Below are 16,965 nucleotides of genomic sequence, written 5' to 3' on the forward strand. Positions count from 1 at the left end.
CCGCCGTACCCGCCGGCCGCTCACCCTCGAGACACTGACACGAATCCGCCTCTCGTCGCAGGCTACCGATGTCGATGCTCCAGCCCGGGCTCATTCCTCGGGCGACCGACGGACGGAGGCGAGGACCGACCAGCCTCGGTGGGAGGATGAAGAGCATGACGCACCCGCCGAGCACCGATGTCGATTCCACAGCGCCCGCCAACCGCTATGCGTCCGCCCCGGCCTGGCGGGCCGTAGACGATTACTTCACCGACGCGCTCGTACGCGAGGACGACGCACTCGCATCCGCACGCCAATCCGGCGAACGCACGACGATGCCGAACGCCGAGGTCGCCGCCAACCAGGGCGCGCTCCTCGGGCTCATCACCCAGCTCTCCGGCGCTCGACGAGTCCTCGAATTCGGCACCCTCGCTGGCTACTCGACGATCTGGTTCGCCCGTGCTGTCGGCCCGGAAGGGAAGGTCGTCACCTTCGAGCTCGAGCCGGCCAACGCGGAGGTTGCACGAGAGAACTTCGAGCGAGCGGGCCTCGCCGACCGGATCGAGCTCGTCGAGGGCTCGGCCGCGGATTCCGCCGAACGACTCATCAGTGAAGGCACCGAACCATTCGACCTGGTGTTCATCGATGCGGATAAGCCCAGCAACCCTCTGTACTTGCAGGCTGCTCTCGAGCTCACGGGTCCCGGCGCGGTCATCATCATCGACAACGTCGTGCGCGACGGTGCCGTCGCTGACGCGGGCTCGGACGATCCCCGCGTGATCGGTGTGCGAGACGTCGTCGACGCCATCGCCGCACGAGACGATCTGACAGCCACGGCGCTGCAAACCGTCGGCGTGAAAGGCTGGGACGGGCTGATCATCGCCCGTCGGACCTGATCCCTGTCCCGCAGCCGCGGAGCTGGGCGACTAGCGGACCGCGGCGAGGACCTCCTGCTCCTCGTCCCTTGTCAGCCCGGAGCGCCGGGGCCGGTCGAGCCCGCGCGAGATCTCGTCCGTGAGCACACGGGTCAGGGTGTCAGCGAGCGGTCGCGACCGACCTCCTGTGGCAACGAAGGCGCTTCCCGCTCGCTGGGCAAAGCCCGCGGCCTCGATCGGCAGCCATAACGGGAGAGACCGGGGGCCGGCCCAATAATGCACGTCGAGAGCGAGGAGCTCTTCGTCGTCAACCGTGATGAGTTCGCCGTCGAACCCGGCGACCGACCGTGCGCACGAAAGAAGTCCTCCATGGTGTGAACCTCACCGACGGCATTGACGACGCCGGCGATCCCGGCCGCGCCCGCGCTGACGATCCAGTCCGCGAGGTCCTCGACGTCGATGAACTGGACGAATCGCTGACTCATCATCGGAGCGAGCACGTTGCCACCGCGATGCAGCCGCGCCGGCCAGTAGCCGAGGCGGTCGCTCGGATCACCCGGACCCGCGATCAAACCGGGTCGGGCGATGAGCAAGCGGTCACCGAGCTCCGCCGCGGAGGCCCGTTCGGCGGCCACTTTCGCGTCGGGATACTCGGCGAGGTTCTGCGGGTCGACCAGCTGCGCCGTTTCGTCGGCGCCGGGCGTGCTGTTGTCCGCGTATACCGACACGGTCGAGACGAGAGTCCAGTGCGCCGCTCGGGCCGCGAGCGCCTTCAGAGCGGACTCGACGAGCTGCGGCTCGGAGGCGAGCTCGACAACATCATCCCATTCACCCCCGAGACCCTCGTAAGCCCCGGCGAGCGATCGGTCGGCGCGCACGAGTCGCACACCATCCGGCGCCGGTCCCGACTCGCCGCGCGCCAGGCAGACCACCTCGGCTCCGCTCTCGTGCGCCCGTCGCGCGATCTCGCGCCCCAGCCATCCGGTTCCGCCCAGCACGAGGATCCGTCTCATGCCCGCCAGTCAACAGGCACCGACTGACGCGGAGGAGTCACCTTCGCTGTGGGCGCAAACTGCGCCCAGTGCGCCCGGGCGAAGCGCGGTTGTTGAATGGTGCGATGAGCGCTCTCACCGACTACATCGCAGCGTGGAAGACGAACGACACCGAGCGGATCGTCGAGACCGTCACGGAGGATGTCGTGATCACCGAGAGCTTCGGGCCTGTGTACTACGGCCGGGAGCGTGTGCGGGAGTGGTGCGAGAAGTGGAACGAGGAGGGGTCGCGCGTTCTCGACTGGACGATCACGAACGAAGCCCGGGCCGGAGATCTGCTCGTGGCGGAGTGGCGGTTCGAGTACCACCAGGACGGTGAGGACCGGACGCTCCTGGGGGCGACCATCGCAACCGAGCGCGACGGCAAGATCGCGCAGCTTCGCGAGTACGCCGTCACCGACGATCTCTACACCTGGGAAGGCGAGTGGAGATGACCGGCGCCGCGACCGGAGGCCTGGTCCGGATTCGTCGCGCAGGCCGACGTGGTCGACGGCTTGCCGGCAAGGCCCGGGGCGGGGCACGACGCCGCGATGACCGCAGCCGGCGTGCCCCGCATCCGCTGCACAGCACGAGCGAGCAGAGGCACTGCCCAGAACACGGCGAGCGGCACGACGACCGTGATCACCAGAGCTGTCCTCGCGACATCGGGCCAGCCAGCGGTCATCGGAGCGGTGAGAGCCGATACTCCGAGTGAGAGCGGCAGGATCACCGCCCACGTCACGAGTGCCTGAAGGGGGCGCGGAAGCGGTCGCATGAAAACTCCAAACGTTCGGTTGGATTAACGCTAGCAGAATCCAACTGAACGGTTGGCATCTGTCGACATCGGCGGGGACGGCTGCGACATCATCCGCGAGGCTGATGTCGCTCATCCACACGAGCGACGACGCAGACAGCGGGTCTTCGTAGCGTCGATGGCATGACGAAGCCCCGCCTCCCCCACGACATCCCACCCGGCGCCGCCGCCCTCGGCATGGCAGCCATCCTGCTGACGTTGTCGGGCTGCGCCGCCATCGACTCGGTCGCCTACGGTCGAGCGGAGAGCTCTTACGCGACGGCCCAGGAGTTCGCGCAGGCGCGCGGCGAAGCACCCGCGTGGCTGCCGCCCGACGCGCGTGAGATCACGCGGGTCGTGTCGACCCGGGCCGAGGCCGAGTCACTCCTGTTCTCGAGCGAGGACGGACTTGCAGCGTGCGAGGACGTCGAGCGGGTCTCGGCGCCGACCATGGAGATCGCCTCGGCTCCCGATGTCTACGCGATCGACCGTGTCGCCGTCTGTGGCGAGTGGGCAGTGGCGGAGAGCGACGGGACGTTCTACGCATGGACGCCGGCGCAGGAGGCCCAGTGATCCGGATCCGGCCGGTCTTTAGACTCGGTGGGATGGACGTCACTCTGCGCCCCGCGGTCCGAGCCGACATCGAGTGGCTCGTCGACCTGCGCGCCGACGTGCTGCGCGTCGACCTCGAGCGCCTCGGCCGCTTCGACGAGCACCGCGTGCGCGAGCGGATGCGCGCGGGCTTCCGTCCCGAGTGGACCCGCATCATCGTCGTCGCGGGAACGGATGCCGGCTGCATCACGACCCGCCCGGACGGCGCCACCCGCTGGATCGAGCACTTCTACCTACCCGTCTCCGTGCAGGGGCGAGGCATCGGCAGCACCGTTCTACGGTCGGTGATCTCCCAGCCGCACGACGGACCGACGCGCCTGAACGTCCTGCAGGGCAGCGCCGCGCGGCGCTTGTACGAGCGGCACGGCTTCACCCTCGACAGCGAGGACGACGTCGACGTGTGGCTGACCCTGCGGGCAGAGGCCTGATCTCGAACGCCGATATCGTCGCCGTGTGCAGCGATTCGTCCGATTCCAGAGCGCGGTTCCCAACCGGAACGGACGCTTTCCCGGCGTCTTCGCCCTAGCGAACGGCCTGGCGCACGACGGCATGCTCCAACCCGAGGACGAAGTCTGGTGGCGGGCGGCGAACGATCGCGCCAACAGCCTCTACGACGCACCGGCTGAGGCCTATGGCCCGTATGCGCCTCCCGGCGGGCGCTCGTGGTTCAAGACTGAAGCGCACGACATTCTCGCGCTGACGGCGGGATACCTCGACCTGCTCGACCGCTACGACGTTCCCTGGCACGAGGTCCGGACGACTCATCCGGGAACGATCCTCTACGAGGACCCCGTGCAGGTGGTCGCTCTCCCCTTCACGCACGCGCAGAGTTGGCCGTTCACCAGACAGAGCTCGTGACGAATCTCCGTCATCGGGCGCTGGTCGTTGCCGAGGGCACGGCGTACTTGAACCCGACGTGCGAGTCGGCGAACCCGAGCCTGCGGTAGAAGCGGTGCGCGTCGACGCGCGCGGCATCCGATGTGAGCTGCACGAGAGAGGCGCCGAGCTCGACCGCCGCGGCATCCATCACCCACCGCATGAGCGCCGTGCCGATGCCGGATGAGCGTTCGGTGCTCGCGACGCGTACGGCCTCGACGAGGAGACGGGTGCTCCCCCGCCGCGCCATCCCGGGGATGAGGGTCAGCTGCAGGGTCGCCACGACCTGCCCCGTCTCGTCGACCGCGACCAGCAGCTCGTTGGCGGGGTTCGCGACGATCCGTTCGAGCGCGTCTGCGTACGCGCCGCGGTCCTCGTCGCGGGCAAGGTCGCCACGCCCCGCGCTGATCGGGTCGTCCGACAGCAGTAGCACGATCGCATCGAGATCATCCGACGTCGCGCGACGGATGACGACATCCGCCGAGCGGGCGCGGACGGTTGCCGGGAGGTTCAAGCCGTTGATCACGGTCTCTATTCTCGGGCTGTCTCCGGTACGCGCTCAGCGCCGCGTGAGGTTGCCGTCGGCCCATTCGCCCAGCTGGCTGAGGATCGGCACCAGGCGCGAGCCGGCCTCGGTCAGCGCGTAGGTGACCGCGACGGGCGGTCCCGGCTCGACCCGCCGGACGACGAGTCCGACATCCGAGAGCTCGGTGAGCCGGTCGGAGAGCACCGCGTCGCTGATACCGGCGACGGCGCGACGCAGGCCGACGAACGAGAGCTCGCCCTGCCCGAGCACGTCGACGATCATGCCGTTCCACCGCTTGCCGAGCACCGAGAACGCATGCGACACCGCGGCGTCGCACTGTCGCGCGTCGTGGGCATCGGTCATGCCTCCATCGTACGTGTGCTAGCGTTCCCGAAGTCGCTTTGTTTTTCATAGCCCCTCTGATCGGAGAAGCGCATGACCCTGTTCCGCCTTGATGCCAGCATCCTGCCCGCCACCTCTGCCAGCCGCGAGCTGGGCGACCTCGTCGAGGCCGAATGGCTCGCCGCCCACCCCTCGAGCGATGTCGTTCGCCGCGACATCGCCGCCGACCCGGTCCCCGCGACCGCATGGCGGGATGCCGTGACGGCCGGATTCACGCCCGCCGAGCAGCAGACCGATGGCCAGCGCGACGCGATCGCCCTGCGCGAGCAGCTGGCCGACGAGCTGATCGGTGCCGACGCCCTGCTGTTCACCGTGCCGCTGTACAACTACGGCGTCTCGCAGCACGTGAAGACGTGGTTCGACCTGGCCTACACCGACCCGCGCATCGACCCGCAGGGAACCGCTCTGCGCGGCAAGCCGGCGACGCTCGTCACCGTGCTGGGCGGCAACTACGAGCCCGGCAGCCCGAAGGAGGGTTGGGACCACTCCACCGGGTGGCTCCGGCGCGTGTTCGCAGACGTGTGGGGCCTCGACCTCACGGTCGTCCACCGTCCCTTCACGCTCGTCGGCGTGAACCCTGCGCTCGACGCCTTCACCGAAGCCGCGGCCGAGCTGCGCGCCAACGCCGAACGGGATGCCGTCAGCGCCGGGCGTGCGCTCGCAGCATCCCGCACCGCCTGAAACACGACGACGGGGCGCCCGGACCGAAGTCCGAGCGCCCCGCGCATCCGCACAGAAGTGCGTCAGCCGGTCATCACCACAGCACGAGGAATCCGCTGAGCCCCAGCGATCCCTCGACCGTGTCGCTGCCGTTGTAGGTGGCGACGACGACCTTCAGCCCGCGCGACTGCCGGGGCAGTTCGACCCGCGCCGTGCCGTCGACGACATCCGCGCTGTACCGGGTCGAGTTCACCCAGATGTCGACGGTGCCCGTCGCGGGGGCGCCACCGGTCGGAGTGACCTTCACCGAGACGACGTAGGGCTGCGAGGCCGTTCCGACGTAACGGTTGAGAGACACGGTCGTCGCCGAGGCGAATTTGACGAACACCTCGTTCGACACCGCGGTTCCGGTCTGGGGGTTGCCCTCCGCCGTCGCGGTGACCCGCACCGACAGCGCCGTGCCGACATCGGCGCGCGTCACCTTGTACGACGCCGAGGTGGCACCCTCGATGGGCTCGCCGCCGCGAAGCCATTGGTACGCGACGCCGACCTCTGCGGGGTCCCACTCGCCAGCGGTCGCCTTCAGCGTGCCGCCGACCTTCGCCGACCCCGACACCTCGGGAGCGACGACCGCGACCGGCGCACCCTGGCCCGACTCGACCTCGACGATCGTCCGGATCGAGGAGTCGCCGTAGCGAACGACGCCGAGGTACGACGTCTCGGGCTCGAGGCCCGCCCACGACAGGGTGTAGGTCGCCTTCTCGCCCTGCACCGTCGGCAGCGGGTCGGGGGTCGCGGTGAACTCGCCGCCCGTCGCTCCCGCCGCCACGACCGCAGTGGTGAGGTCGTAGGTGAAGGGCTCGCTGAACGAGTACCGGTTGACCTTGACCAGGTAGGTGCCCGCGGTGGGGGCCGTGAGCGAGACGGCCTCGTTGGCCGATGCCGTCGCCGACGACCACTGCTCGTAGTAGCGCAGGTCGTCGGGACTGACCACGCGGTACACCGTCATGTCGAGGTCGGTCGTCTCCGTCGCCTCGGTCTCGACGGCGAAGCGCGCGAACTCGGTGCCCTCGGGGACGTCGACGATCTCGTAGGTGTTGAAGCCGGCCTCGCCCTCGTCGTAGAACGAGTCCTGGTCACCGGAGTGGCCGGGCACCTCGGGGAAGTCCGGGTTCACGCGCAGCTCCTGCGGCACGAGACCCGACAGGCCGAGGTCGATCTCACCCGTCAGCGACGGCGCGACCGTGACGTCGACCGAGCCGGTCGTGCCGGCGCCCGACACGGACTCGGGAGCGTCGACCGGCACCGGGAACACCGCGATCGGCGAGCGCACGTCGTTCGCCCCGCCCGTCCAGGTGAGGAAGCCGGTGGCCCACTCGCCCATCGCAGCATCGACGCGCGACAGCGTGATCTCGACCGTGGCCGACTCGCCGGCGCCGAGGGTCACCGACGACGGCGAGACCTGCACGTCGATGCCGGGAACGGATGCCTGCGCCTCGTACGTCCCGGCCTCGGTGGCCGTGATCGTACGGGTCACCGTCTGCGGCGCGCCGAGCGCGCCGACGCCGATGGAGGGCAGGTTGAGGTCGCTCGGGTCGATCGGGTCGACACCGAAGTCTCGCAGCCCCAGGCCCTGCAGGTAGGCGGCCCAGTCGGCCGGACCGTTCAGGTAGAGCAGGCCCGGCTCGAAGTACTTCGTCGGGTCGGTCTGACCGGCACCCTGCGTGAACGGGTCGGTGACGGCGTCGCCGGCTGCGTCCACGGTGTCGTAGGCGGTCGTCATCATCGCCGACTTCACCTCGGCGGGCGTCGCCTGCGGGTGCTCGCCGAAGTAGAGCGCGGCGAGTCCGGCGACGTGCGGCGACGACATCGAGGTGCCGGAGAGGATGCCGAAGGTCGGGTCCTCGCCGATGCCGTTCTCGGTGGCCGCGAGGATCGCGACGCCAGGAGCGGTGATGTCGGGCTTGATGACGTCGCTGCCGTCGGCGAGCATCGGTCCGCGGCTCGAGAAGCCCGCCACCTGGGGAACCGGGGTCTCGGTGCCGGTGACGTTCTCGCCGATCAGGGTGACGACGCGGTCGGTGCCTCCCTGGACGTACTCGAGCACAGCCGGGCGGGCGGTGTCGGCGACGTGCACGGTGGGAACCGAGTGGAAGTCGTTGTCGAGCGAGGCGGGCGTGACGTTGGTCAGGATCATGCCGATTCCGCCGGCCTCTTCGACCGCCTGCGACTTCTCGACACGAGCGTTCGATCCGCGGTCGCAGACGACGATCTTGCCGGTGACCTTCGCCGGGTCGAGCGAGCCGAGCAGGCAGAGCTCGGGCGTCGTGGCGCCGGCCAGGCCGGCATCGCCGGCGAACACGGACGGGCCCGAGATCGTGTCGCCGAATCCGACCGACACCGACGCGCCGGGGAACTGCGCGGCGGACGTGTCGCCCTCCTCGCCGAGGCGGACGGTGCCCTCCCAGGTCGGAATCGTGGATGCCGCGACCGTGGCGTACCACGGCGACGCGTGGTCGGCCGTGACCGGGTCGGGTCCGGAGTTGCCGGCGCTCGTCGCGACGAAGACACCGGCCGCTGCCGCGTTGAAGAACGAGATGTCTTCCGGCGCGAGCACGGTCGTGGCCGAGCCGCCGCCGATCGAGTAGTTGATCACGTCGACGCCGTCGGCGACGGCCTGGTCGATCGCGGCCAGCAGGTCGCTCAGGGCGCAGATGTCGTCGGTCGTCACGAGCGGGTCGGGACCGACGTAGCAGGCCTTGTACGACGCGACCTTGGCCGCCGGTGCGACGCCGGAGATCGAGCCGAAGTCGATTCCCTCGACGGTGGCCTCGACGCCGTTGTTGCCCGCGGCGGTGCTCGCCGTGTGCGATCCGTGCCCGTCGCCGTCGCGCGGCGACAGGTGGTCGTCGGCGAACGAGAACCCGTTGGCCGCGGCGCCGTCGCCGAAGTAGTGCGCAGCGATGAGCTTGGTGTTCAGGAGCGACGGGTCCCAGGCATCCTTCGTGCCGGCATCCTGATCGACGATCGTGCTGCGGAACTCGCCGCCGTCGGCCTTCGTGAACACGACCTCGTCACCGTCGCGGTAGGGCTGATCGCCCGGCGAGGTGCCGAGCGCGTCGCCGGCGAACGCGGGGTTCTCGGGCGCGATGCCCGTGTCGACGACGCCGACGACGACGCCCTCGCCCGCCGCATCGATGCCGCCGACCTTCTCCCAGACACCGCCGGTGCCTTCGAGCCCGAGGAACTCGGTCGACGGCACGGCGTCGACGTGGCGGATCTCGTCGGGGAAGACGCCGAGCACGCCCTTCTTGGCAGCCAGCTTGCCCGCCTGGTCGGCCGTCAACTGAGCCGCGAACCCGTTGAGGGTGGTCTGGTAGGTCGCGTCGGGAGTCGCGCCGACTTCGCTCGCGACCTCTTCTTGACGCTGCTCGAGGAAGCCCGAGTAGTCGGTCACGGCGCGGGACTGGGCGTCGAGACGCTCGCCCTCGTCAGGCTTGGTCGGCGCGAGGCCGGCCTCGCCGCCCTCGTAGGTCGCGACAGGGGCCTCATCGAGCAGGACGATGTAGCGCCCGCTCTCGCTCTCGATCGGAACCGGGATGTTCACCCCCTCTCCCGTTGCAGCGAAGGATGCCGTTGCGGCAGAGCTCGTGAACAGTGCAGCCAGGGATACAGCCGCGACTGTTCGCAGGGTGGTGCGAACCATGTGCGCTCCAGTGGGGGGATGGATGAGCAGTCCGCGCGGCGTCGGCGGCGCGCGGTGAAGTCAACCTAGCTCACAGTTCCGACACAAGGAACCCTCGGCTTTCATTCAGGTCACGGAAGCGCCACCCCGACCGAGGCATTTCTCACGGCTCACGAGGGAACCGCCCTGCGCGCGTCCCATAGGCTGGGCGGGTGGCCCCGGCATCCCGCCTTTCGACGCGCGTTCTGCTCGTCTGCGCTGCCATCGGCGTCGCCACAGGTCTGCTCGGCGGCATCGAGGGATGGCTCGCCGTCCCCGTCATCACGGGTCTGCCGATCGTCTACGGCTTCCTCCTCGGCATCCACGTGCTGCCGGGAATCGTCGCGCAGGAGACCCTGCGGCTGCCCTGGGTCGCGCTCATCACGCACCTGATCGCGGCGCTCGCATCGTCGGCCGTCGCGCCGCCCTACACGTTCCAGTTCCTGGGGACCGCCGTCCTTTTCGGCGGCCTGCAGGAGGGCGTCGCCGCTCTCGTCCGCTATCGCTCGTGGGCGCCCTGGCGGTTCTTCGTCTCGGGTCTCGTCATCGGCGTCGTCGTCGCCCTCGCGGTGTTCTTCGCCGCTCATCTCAGCGCCCTCCCGCTGTGGGCTCAGGTCACCTACCTGATCCTGGCCGTGCTCGGCCCCGTCGTCTGGACGGCGATCGGCCTGTGGATCGGCGTCGGCCTCCGCCGCGCCGGCGTCGCCCGGCGCTGAGCCCCTGCCGGCCTTTCGAGCCCAAGTTAGGGTCGGCTAAGCTAAGCGCAACCGATCCGATCCGAGGACGCCCGTGACATCCGCCGCATCCGGTGCCGCCACGGCGGGGACGCCGGTCGCTGCGACCGCATCCGCGCCGCTGCTCGCCGTGCGCGATCTCGCCGTGACCTACGAGGGATCGGATGCCGTGGCGACGCGCGGCGCGTCGTTCACCGTCACTCCCGGCGAGGTCGTGCTGCTGCTGGGGCCGAGCGGTTCGGGCAAGTCGACGGTCGCGCTGACGCTCAACGGGCTCATCCCCCAGTCGATCCCGGCGACGACCGAGGGCAGGGTGCTCGTGTCGGGCGAGGATGCCGCGACCACCCCGATTCCGCGCCTGAGCACCCGTGTCGGCATGGTGTTCCAGGACCCCGACGCGCAGCTGGTCACCGGCACCCTGCTCGACGAGGTCGCCTTCGGCCCCGAGAACCTGCGGCTTCCCGTCGACGACGTCCTCGACCGCAGCGAGCGTGCGCTGCGCCGGATGGGTCTCTGGGAGCGGCGGCACGAGAACCCCGACCGCCTCTCCGGCGGGGGACGCCAGCGCCTTGCGATCGCGTGCGCACTGGCGATGGACTCCCCCCTGCTCGTGCTCGACGAGCCCACCGCGAACCTCGACCCCGAGGGCATGGAAGACGTCTACGCCGCTCTGGGCGAGATCGCCGCCGCCGGCGACCGGGCGATCCTGCTCGTCGAGCACAATCTCGACGCGGCGATCGGCTTCACCGACCGCGTCGTCGTCCTCGATCACGGCGGCCGTACGATCGCCGACGGCCCGATCGACGCGGTGCTGCGCGAACGGGCGGCCGAGCTGCACGAGATCGGCGTGTGGCTGCCGATCTCGACCCTCGCGGCCCTGCACCTGCGCGAGGCCGGCTACCCGCTCGACCCGCTCCCCCTGACGCCCGATGAGCTGCGCGCGGGGCTCGAGGCCGCGGCATCCGGGCGCGAGAATCGGACGATTGCACCGTCGTCGGAGACATCCCCCGGTCCGCTCCGAGTTTCGCGCGACTCTCCGAGGCTCGCGACCGCACCCGCCGTCTCGGTGCGCGGTCTGACGCTGCGTCGAGGCCGGACGACGGTGCTGCACGACGTGGACCTCGAGGTCGCGACCGGCGAGTTCGTCGCGATCGTCGGCGCGAACGGGGCGGGGAAGACGAGCCTCGTCCAGGCGATCGCGGGCGTCGTCCGGGGACCGCGCGGGCGCATCGACGTCGGCGGTATCGACCCGAGCCGGGCGGACCCGCGCGCAGTGGCAGAGCGCATCGGGTTCGTCTTCCAGAACCCCGAGCACCAGTTCGTCACGCACACCGTGTTCGACGAGCTCGCCCACGGCCTGCGGCGCCAGCGGGTGCCCGCCGAGGAGATCCGCGAGCGCGTCGATCGGATGCTGCGCCGCTTCGGCCTCGAGGCGCACGCCGGCCGGCATCCGTTCCTGCTGTCCGGCGGTCAGAAGCGTCGGCTCTCGGTCGGCACAGCGCTCATCGCCGGCGCTCCCGTGCTGGCGCTCGACGAGCCGACGTTCGGCCAGGACCGCGCGCGCGCCGATGAGCTGCTGCACCTGCTGCGCGACCTCAACCGCGATGGCACGACGATCCTCGTCGTCACGCACGACATGCAGCTGGTGAGCGAGTACGCCGAGCGCTGCGTCGTCGTCGGAGACGGCCGCATCGTCGCCGACGGTCCGACCGCAGACATCCTCGGCGACGACGAGCTGCTGCGTTCCGCGGCGCTTCGGATGCCGCCGCTGCGGCGCGCCCTGCACGGACTCGACGTGTTCCCGGAGCTGGCGGGCGTCGCGCGTCTCCGCGATCTGCCGCGAGGCCCTCGAGACCCGCGAGGCCGGCGATGAGCGCGACGGCGACCACCGCGATCGATCCCTACGCGGCCGCGCCGGCATCGCGTCGGCTGCTGTTCCGACTCAACCCGCTGGCCAAGCTCGCGGCGCCCGTCCCCGCGATGGTCGCGCTGATCTTCACGCGCGACCTCGTGACGCCGCTCGCGATCCTCGCGCTCGCTTACGCGGTACTGATCGTCGGTGCGCGCTGGACGCTCCGCACCGTTCTGCTGCTCGCGGTCGCCGTGCCGGTCGGCATCCTGCTCGTGGGCGCGGGGATGTCGCTGTGGGTCGACGCTGCGCGGGTGGCCGACACCCCCGTGCTGCTCCAGCTCGGCGCGTGGAGCCTGCACGCCGGGGCGCTGCAGATCGGGATGGCGACCGGGTTGCGGCTCGGAGCGATCGCCGCGCTGGCGTTCATCGCCGGACTCACCACGACGGGGCCGGACCTCGTGCGGGCGACCGTCCAGCAGCTGCGGGTGCCCTACCGCGTCGGCTACACGGCGCTCGCGGCGTTCCGGTTCGTGCCGCGCTTCGGCTACGAGCTGGACCTCATCAGGCAGGCGCACCGGGTGCGCGGTGCCCACGGCGGGCGGGGGCCGTTCGCCGCGATCGCGCGGTGGGGAGGTTACGTCGTCCCCCTGCTCGCAGGAGCCATCCGCCACGCCGAACGCGTCGCGCTCGCGATGGACTCGCGCGCCTTCGGCGCACACCGCGATCGCACCGAGCGCCACCTCGTACCGTTCCGGCGGCGTGACGTCGTCTTCATCGTGGTCTTCTGGATCGCGTCGGCCGCGATCCTCATTCCCCTCTTCCCCTGGACCCCCTGATGCCGGCCACACCCCGTCGAGTCGCCACGTATCGCGGATGCGGGGGCACCCGCATCCGCATTTGCTGGCGAGTCGACGGATTGTGGCGAGCCCGGAAAGGATGCTGCGCATGACCCGCAACCTCGTCAAGCCCACGACGCCCGGCCTGGTGCGTCTGGAGGTGCTGCGCGCCGAGCGGCTCGCTCCGCACTGGATGCGGGTGACGTTCGGCCGCGGCGACATCGACCGGTTCGTGCCGCTCGGCTACGACCAGTGGTTCCGCCTCTTCCTGCCGCTCGGCGGCGATGAGGCCCTCGATCGCATCCCCGCGAAGGCCAACAAGCTGTTCGGGTACCTCAAGTACCTCCGTATCCCCGAGGGCGAGCGGCCGGTCATGCGCAACTACTCGGTGCGTGCGTACCGGCCGTCGGGATCGTCGGGCGGCGCCGAGATCGACGTCGACTTCGTGCTGCACGGCTCGGGACCGACCGCCGGCCCCGCCTCGCGCTGGGCCTCGCAGGCCCACGCGGGAGAGAGCGTCGTCATCATCGACGAGGGACTGCGCTTCAACCCCGAGCGAGGTGTCGACCGGGTGCTGCTCGTCGCAGACGAGACGGGTGCACCGGCCGTGGCCTCCATCTGCGCATCTTTGCCGGGAACGGCATCCGGGATGGCGCTCATCGAGGCCCCGTCGAGCGACGACGTGCTCGAGATCGAAGCGCCTCCGGAGGTCGATGTCCGGTGGCTCGTCCGGGCGCCCGACGCGAAGCCGGGGTCAGCCGCCCTTGCAGCGCTGAGCGCGTTGGCGCCGGGCGCCGTGCCTGCGCAGTCGCTCCATGCCTTCGTCGTCGGTGAGCAGTCGCTGCCGACCACCGCTCGACGGATGCTCATCGCCGACCACGGCATCCCGAAGGAGCAGATCAGTTTCGTCGGCTACTGGCGCGAGGGCGCGGGATCGCCGGCTCCGAGGTCGCAGGCGAGGGAACAGCACGCGCCCTCCGACGCGGCTCCGAGGTCGGCGGAATCGGAGGCAACGGCATGAGCACCTCGGCCCGATCTCGCGCCGCACGCGTCTCGACGGCGTACCTGCTGACCTGCGCAGCGATCGGCGTCGCGGCGAGCGCGTTGCTCGCGCCTGCGTGGGTCGCATCGACGACCTTGTTCCTCACGGTGCCGTTCGCGACGGTGGCGATCGCCGGGCTGTGGGTTCTCCCCGCCGTCATCGCTCTCAGGCTGCTGCAACGCCCGGGAGCGGGGCTGCTCGTGGGGCTGATCTCGGGGCTCGTGCTCGCGCCGTTCTTCACGATCGGATCGGTTGCGACGATGTTGTACTGGTCGTTCTTCCCCGAGCTGCCGTTCCTCGCGACGCTCTACCGGCGCTGGAACACGTGGCTGCACTACGCGGGTGCCGCGATCATCGGTGCGACCTACCCGGTCTTCGCGGCGCAGTCGTTCGACCTGTGGAGCATGGCCACGCCCGTGCTCGTCGGGTTCATCGCCCTGTGCATCGGAAGCTGCCTCGTGGCCACGTGGCTCGGCATCCTGATCGGCGACCGCCTGCGCGCCGCCGGCGTCGCGACCCTAGCCCGCCGCCGGACGCCCGCCTGACCCCCTCTTCCCCCTTCCCCTTCCCCTTCCCTCCTCCGTCGACTCGCCGAAAAATGCGGATGCGGGGGGTGCAGCATCCGCAGAACCTGGCGAGTCGACGGCCCGGCGAGCGCCGCGGCAGGTCAGTCGGCGTAGGTCGGGGCCGGGGGCATCCCGAAGAAGTCTTCGAGGGTGCGGTAGCCGCCGTCTGCGTAGAGCGCCGCCAGCTCGGGACCGATGTAGCGCAGGTGCCAGGGCTCGTACTCGTAGCCGGTCGTGTCAGTGCGGCCGTCGGGGTAACGGATGATGAAGCCGAAGCGATGCGCGTTGGCGGCCACCCAGTCGGACTGCGCCGTGCCGCCGAACTGCTCGATGGCTCCGCATCCCCCGTCGCACGCGACGACATCGACGGCGAGGCCGGTCTGATGCTCGCTGTGGCCGGGGCGGGCGCTGGTGAGGTCGGCGTTGCTCTGTCCGAGCTGACCGACGTAGTTGCGGTACGTCGACACCTGGAAGTCGTACGAGCGGAACCCGCTGTTGACCCCGATCGTGCCCGCACCCTCGTCGCTCGCGGCTGCCGCGAGCTGCGAGAGGGCTGCTGCGACGTCCGCACGCATGTGCCCCCCGCTGGTCCGCTCGACGCCCTCGGCGCGCGCTTGCGGCTCGGGCCAGTAGTCGATCGGATCGAGCGCGTTGAGCTTGTTGACCACGACCCAGGTGCGCCCGGCCTCGTGCAGGTCGATGCACGGGGCCGCCCCGGCGGTGATCGCGGCGCGGAAGGGCTCGGCTCCCCCGGCCGCGGCGATGACGTCGGCGTCCGAGCCGGACGAGAGCGCCTCCGCGAAGCCCGGAGCTGAGCAGATGTCGCCCGCGGCGGCGGCATCCGTCGCGGCATCGTCGACCGGCTGCGCAGCGGAGTCCGCGTCGCCGGACTGCGCGGGCGCCGGGAGGCTCGACGCGGTGGGCGCGTTGCCCGCCGTGTCGCCGAGGAGCGCAGCGACGGGGTCGGCGGCAGCGGCATCCGATCCGCTCAGCGCCGACGTGGTGCCGATGGCACCCGCGACGACGAGCCCGACGAGCGCGAGGGCCGCAGCGCCGGCGACGGCGCGGCGGCGGACATAGACGGATGCCGGCAAACGGACGGACGCCGTCAGGACGCCGGGCTCGGACGAGCCACCACCCTCGCGCGCCGGCGCGGATGCGGCATCCTCCGGCGGACGCGACACGGCAGACCCGGAACCGGCGGCGCGCTCGCGCAGCTCACGGCGCGTCGGAAGGGGTCGCGTCTCCGGCGACCGCTCGCGTCGCGAGCGACGCGTCTCCGGCTCGGTCGGGTGCGCCACGACCCCCATTCTGCCCTGCGAGCCCGCCGGCCGCCGGTTACGCCTCCTTCGTGATTGACATCGCTTCGAATTTCTGTTCGAATCTTCTCATGCGATGGCAGGGGCAGCAGGTGGGCGTGGCGGATGCCGCTGCTCTGCCCGGCCTCGAAACGCTCAATGGCCTCGTGCGCTCGGTGACGACGCCCGAGTTCGCGGGAGTGACCTTCCACGAGGTCATGTCACGCTCGGCGCTCAACCGGGTTCCGGGCCCGTCGGCGATGCCGTTCGACTGGACGGTCAATCCGTACCGGGGATGCACGCATGCCTGCGTCTACTGCTTCGCCCGTGGCACGCACGAGTATCTCGACATGGACGCGGGGGCCGACTTCGACTCGCAGATCGTCGTCAAGCTGAACGTCGCCGACGTGCTGCGTCGGGAGCTCTCAAAGCCGAGCTGGGCACGCGAGCAGGTCGCCCTCGGCACGAACACCGATCCCTACCAGCGCGCCGAGGGCCGCTACCGGTTGATGCCCGGCATCATCACGGCACTCGTCGACAGCGGCACGCCGTTCTCGGTGCTGACGAAAGGCACGCTGCTGCGACGCGATCTGCCGCTGTTGGCCGAGGCGGCGCGTTCCGTGCCGGTCGATCTCGCGATGTCGATCGCGGTGCTCGACGAGCCGTTGCGCCAATTGCTCGAACCCGGCGCGCCGACGTTCGCCGCGCGCCTCGACACGGTGCGAGCGGCCAGCGCCGCGGGGTTTCGGGTGACGGTGTTCCTCATGCCGATCGTGCCGCACCTCACCGATTCGACCGAGGTACTCGACGATGCCCTGAGCCGGATCGCAGATGCCGGCGCCGCCCGCGTCGTCTACGGCGCGATGCACCTGCGACCGGGCGTCAAACCATGGTTCCAGCAGTGGCTCGCGCGTGAACGCCCCGACCTCTTGCCGGTGTACCGCGGCCTGTACCCCGGGGCCGCGGTGCAGGCACCTCAGGGCTACCGGCGCATGCTCGCAGCGCGCGTTCGACCCCTGCTCGCGCGGCATCGACTGCGCGGCGGTCTCGAAGAGGAAGAGGCGCAGCCGAGCACCCGACGGTTCCGGCCGGGACCGGTCGTCACGACCTCGCGCGGCCGCGCCGCTGCAACGGCATCCGTTCCCACCCTCTTCTGAGG

General features: G+C 70.5%; 18 protein-coding genes. 12 read left to right on the forward strand and 6 right to left on the reverse strand.

Annotation, left to right across the window (positions count from 1 at the left end; all coding sequences use genetic code 11):
* Positions 1–155: 155 nt before the first annotated feature.
* The gene (locus tag C3481_RS08345) at positions 156–875 is read left to right on the forward strand and encodes an O-methyltransferase (RefSeq protein ID WP_064955142.1); all 720 of its coding nucleotides are present in this window, start codon (positions 156–158) and stop codon (positions 873–875) included.
* Between the two features lie 131 nt (positions 876–1,006).
* Here C3481_RS08345 and C3481_RS08350 read toward each other — a convergent pair whose 3' ends face one another.
* Positions 1,007–1,867: an NAD-dependent epimerase/dehydratase family protein gene (locus C3481_RS08350; RefSeq protein WP_308457278.1), complete on the reverse strand. Its 861-nt coding sequence runs from the start codon at positions 1,865–1,867 to the stop codon at positions 1,007–1,009.
* 104 nt (positions 1,868–1,971) lie between these two features.
* Between C3481_RS08350 and C3481_RS08355 the strand changes: the two genes are divergently transcribed.
* Positions 1,972–2,340, forward strand: coding sequence for a nuclear transport factor 2 family protein (locus C3481_RS08355; protein WP_103841606.1), 369 nt, complete (start codon positions 1,972–1,974; stop codon positions 2,338–2,340).
* On the opposite strand, the gene C3481_RS08360 is transcribed toward C3481_RS08355, so the two are convergent.
* A complete protein-coding gene (locus C3481_RS08360; protein WP_064955145.1) occupies positions 2,313–2,660 on the reverse strand; it encodes a hypothetical protein in 348 nt (115 codons plus the stop codon). The genes C3481_RS08355 and C3481_RS08360 overlap by 28 nt on opposite strands.
* A gap of 162 nt (positions 2,661–2,822) precedes the next feature.
* On the opposite strand from C3481_RS08360, the gene C3481_RS08365 reads away from it, so the two are divergent.
* The 3 genes from C3481_RS08365 to C3481_RS08375 are packed head-to-tail and all read left to right on the forward strand — an operon-like array spanning position 2,823 to position 4,148.
* Entirely contained in the window at positions 2,823–3,251 is a 429-nt protein-coding gene (locus tag C3481_RS08365) for a hypothetical protein (protein WP_064955146.1), read from the forward strand.
* Positions 3,252–3,283: 32 nt separating this feature from the next.
* Complete coding sequence (locus C3481_RS08370) at positions 3,284–3,718, forward strand: GNAT family N-acetyltransferase (protein ID WP_064955147.1); 435 nt, start codon at positions 3,284–3,286, stop codon at positions 3,716–3,718.
* A gap of 25 nt (positions 3,719–3,743) precedes the next feature.
* Positions 3,744–4,148 carry a hypothetical protein gene (locus C3481_RS08375; protein ID WP_103841608.1) on the forward strand — a complete coding sequence of 135 codons (405 nt, stop codon included), beginning with the start codon at positions 3,744–3,746 and terminating at the stop codon, positions 4,146–4,148.
* 10 nt (positions 4,149–4,158) lie between these two features.
* On the opposite strand, the gene C3481_RS08380 is transcribed toward C3481_RS08375, so the two are convergent.
* Together C3481_RS08380 and C3481_RS08385 are read right to left on the reverse strand one after the other, a co-directional pair.
* The gene (locus C3481_RS08380; RefSeq protein ID WP_023953045.1) at positions 4,159–4,692 is read right to left on the reverse strand and encodes a GNAT family N-acetyltransferase; all 534 of its coding nucleotides are present in this window, start codon (positions 4,690–4,692) and stop codon (positions 4,159–4,161) included.
* A gap of 33 nt (positions 4,693–4,725) precedes the next feature.
* Positions 4,726–5,055 (reverse strand): helix-turn-helix domain-containing protein, encoded by a 330-nt coding sequence (locus tag C3481_RS08385; protein ID WP_088379639.1) that lies wholly within the window; start codon positions 5,053–5,055, stop codon positions 4,726–4,728.
* Positions 5,056–5,127: 72 nt separating this feature from the next.
* Here C3481_RS08385 and C3481_RS08390 point away from each other — a divergent pair, with 72 nt between their 5' ends.
* The gene (locus C3481_RS08390; RefSeq protein ID WP_103841610.1) at positions 5,128–5,775 is read left to right on the forward strand and encodes an FMN-dependent NADH-azoreductase; all 648 of its coding nucleotides are present in this window, start codon (positions 5,128–5,130) and stop codon (positions 5,773–5,775) included.
* A gap of 73 nt (positions 5,776–5,848) precedes the next feature.
* Here C3481_RS08390 and C3481_RS08395 read toward each other — a convergent pair whose 3' ends face one another.
* Positions 5,849–9,460 carry a S8 family serine peptidase gene (locus C3481_RS08395; protein WP_103841612.1) on the reverse strand — a complete coding sequence of 1,204 codons (3,612 nt, stop codon included), beginning with the start codon at positions 9,458–9,460 and terminating at the stop codon, positions 5,849–5,851.
* Between the two features lie 191 nt (positions 9,461–9,651).
* On the opposite strand from C3481_RS08395, the gene C3481_RS08400 reads away from it, so the two are divergent.
* The 5 genes from C3481_RS08400 to C3481_RS08420 all read left to right on the forward strand — a co-directional run bounded on the left by C3481_RS08400 (position 9,652) and on the right by C3481_RS08420 (position 14,487).
* Positions 9,652–10,194, forward strand: coding sequence for an ECF transporter S component (locus tag C3481_RS08400; RefSeq protein ID WP_071918705.1), 543 nt, complete (start codon positions 9,652–9,654; stop codon positions 10,192–10,194).
* A gap of 73 nt (positions 10,195–10,267) precedes the next feature.
* Positions 10,268–12,085, forward strand: coding sequence for an ABC transporter ATP-binding protein (locus C3481_RS08405; RefSeq protein WP_103841614.1), 1,818 nt, complete (start codon positions 10,268–10,270; stop codon positions 12,083–12,085).
* Complete coding sequence (locus tag C3481_RS08410; RefSeq protein WP_103841616.1) at positions 12,082–12,900, forward strand: energy-coupling factor transporter transmembrane component T; 819 nt, start codon at positions 12,082–12,084, stop codon at positions 12,898–12,900. The genes C3481_RS08405 and C3481_RS08410 overlap by 4 nt, the downstream gene beginning before the upstream one ends.
* 109 nt (positions 12,901–13,009) lie before the next feature.
* On the forward strand, positions 13,010–13,921 hold the full coding sequence (locus C3481_RS08415; protein ID WP_258039057.1) for a siderophore-interacting protein: 912 nt from the start codon (positions 13,010–13,012) through the stop codon (positions 13,919–13,921).
* Positions 13,918–14,487, forward strand: a complete 570-nt coding sequence (locus C3481_RS08420) for an ECF transporter S component (protein WP_023953057.1) — start codon at positions 13,918–13,920, stop codon at positions 14,485–14,487. The genes C3481_RS08415 and C3481_RS08420 overlap by 4 nt, the downstream gene beginning before the upstream one ends.
* Positions 14,488–14,609: 122 nt before the next feature.
* On the opposite strand, the gene C3481_RS08425 is transcribed toward C3481_RS08420, so the two are convergent.
* On the reverse strand, positions 14,610–15,809 hold the full coding sequence (locus tag C3481_RS08425) for a M15 family metallopeptidase (protein WP_258039058.1): 1,200 nt from the start codon (positions 15,807–15,809) through the stop codon (positions 14,610–14,612).
* An 89-nt stretch (positions 15,810–15,898) separates the two neighbouring features.
* Between C3481_RS08425 and C3481_RS08430 the strand changes: the two genes are divergently transcribed.
* Entirely contained in the window at positions 15,899–16,963 is a 1,065-nt protein-coding gene (locus C3481_RS08430) for an Rv2578c family radical SAM protein (protein ID WP_023953059.1), read from the forward strand.
* Positions 16,964–16,965: the final 2 nt, after the last annotated feature.

It is taken from the genome of Microbacterium sp. Ru50 (assembly GCF_002920555.1).
Classification (GTDB): domain Bacteria; phylum Actinomycetota; class Actinomycetes; order Actinomycetales; family Microbacteriaceae; genus Microbacterium; species Microbacterium arborescens.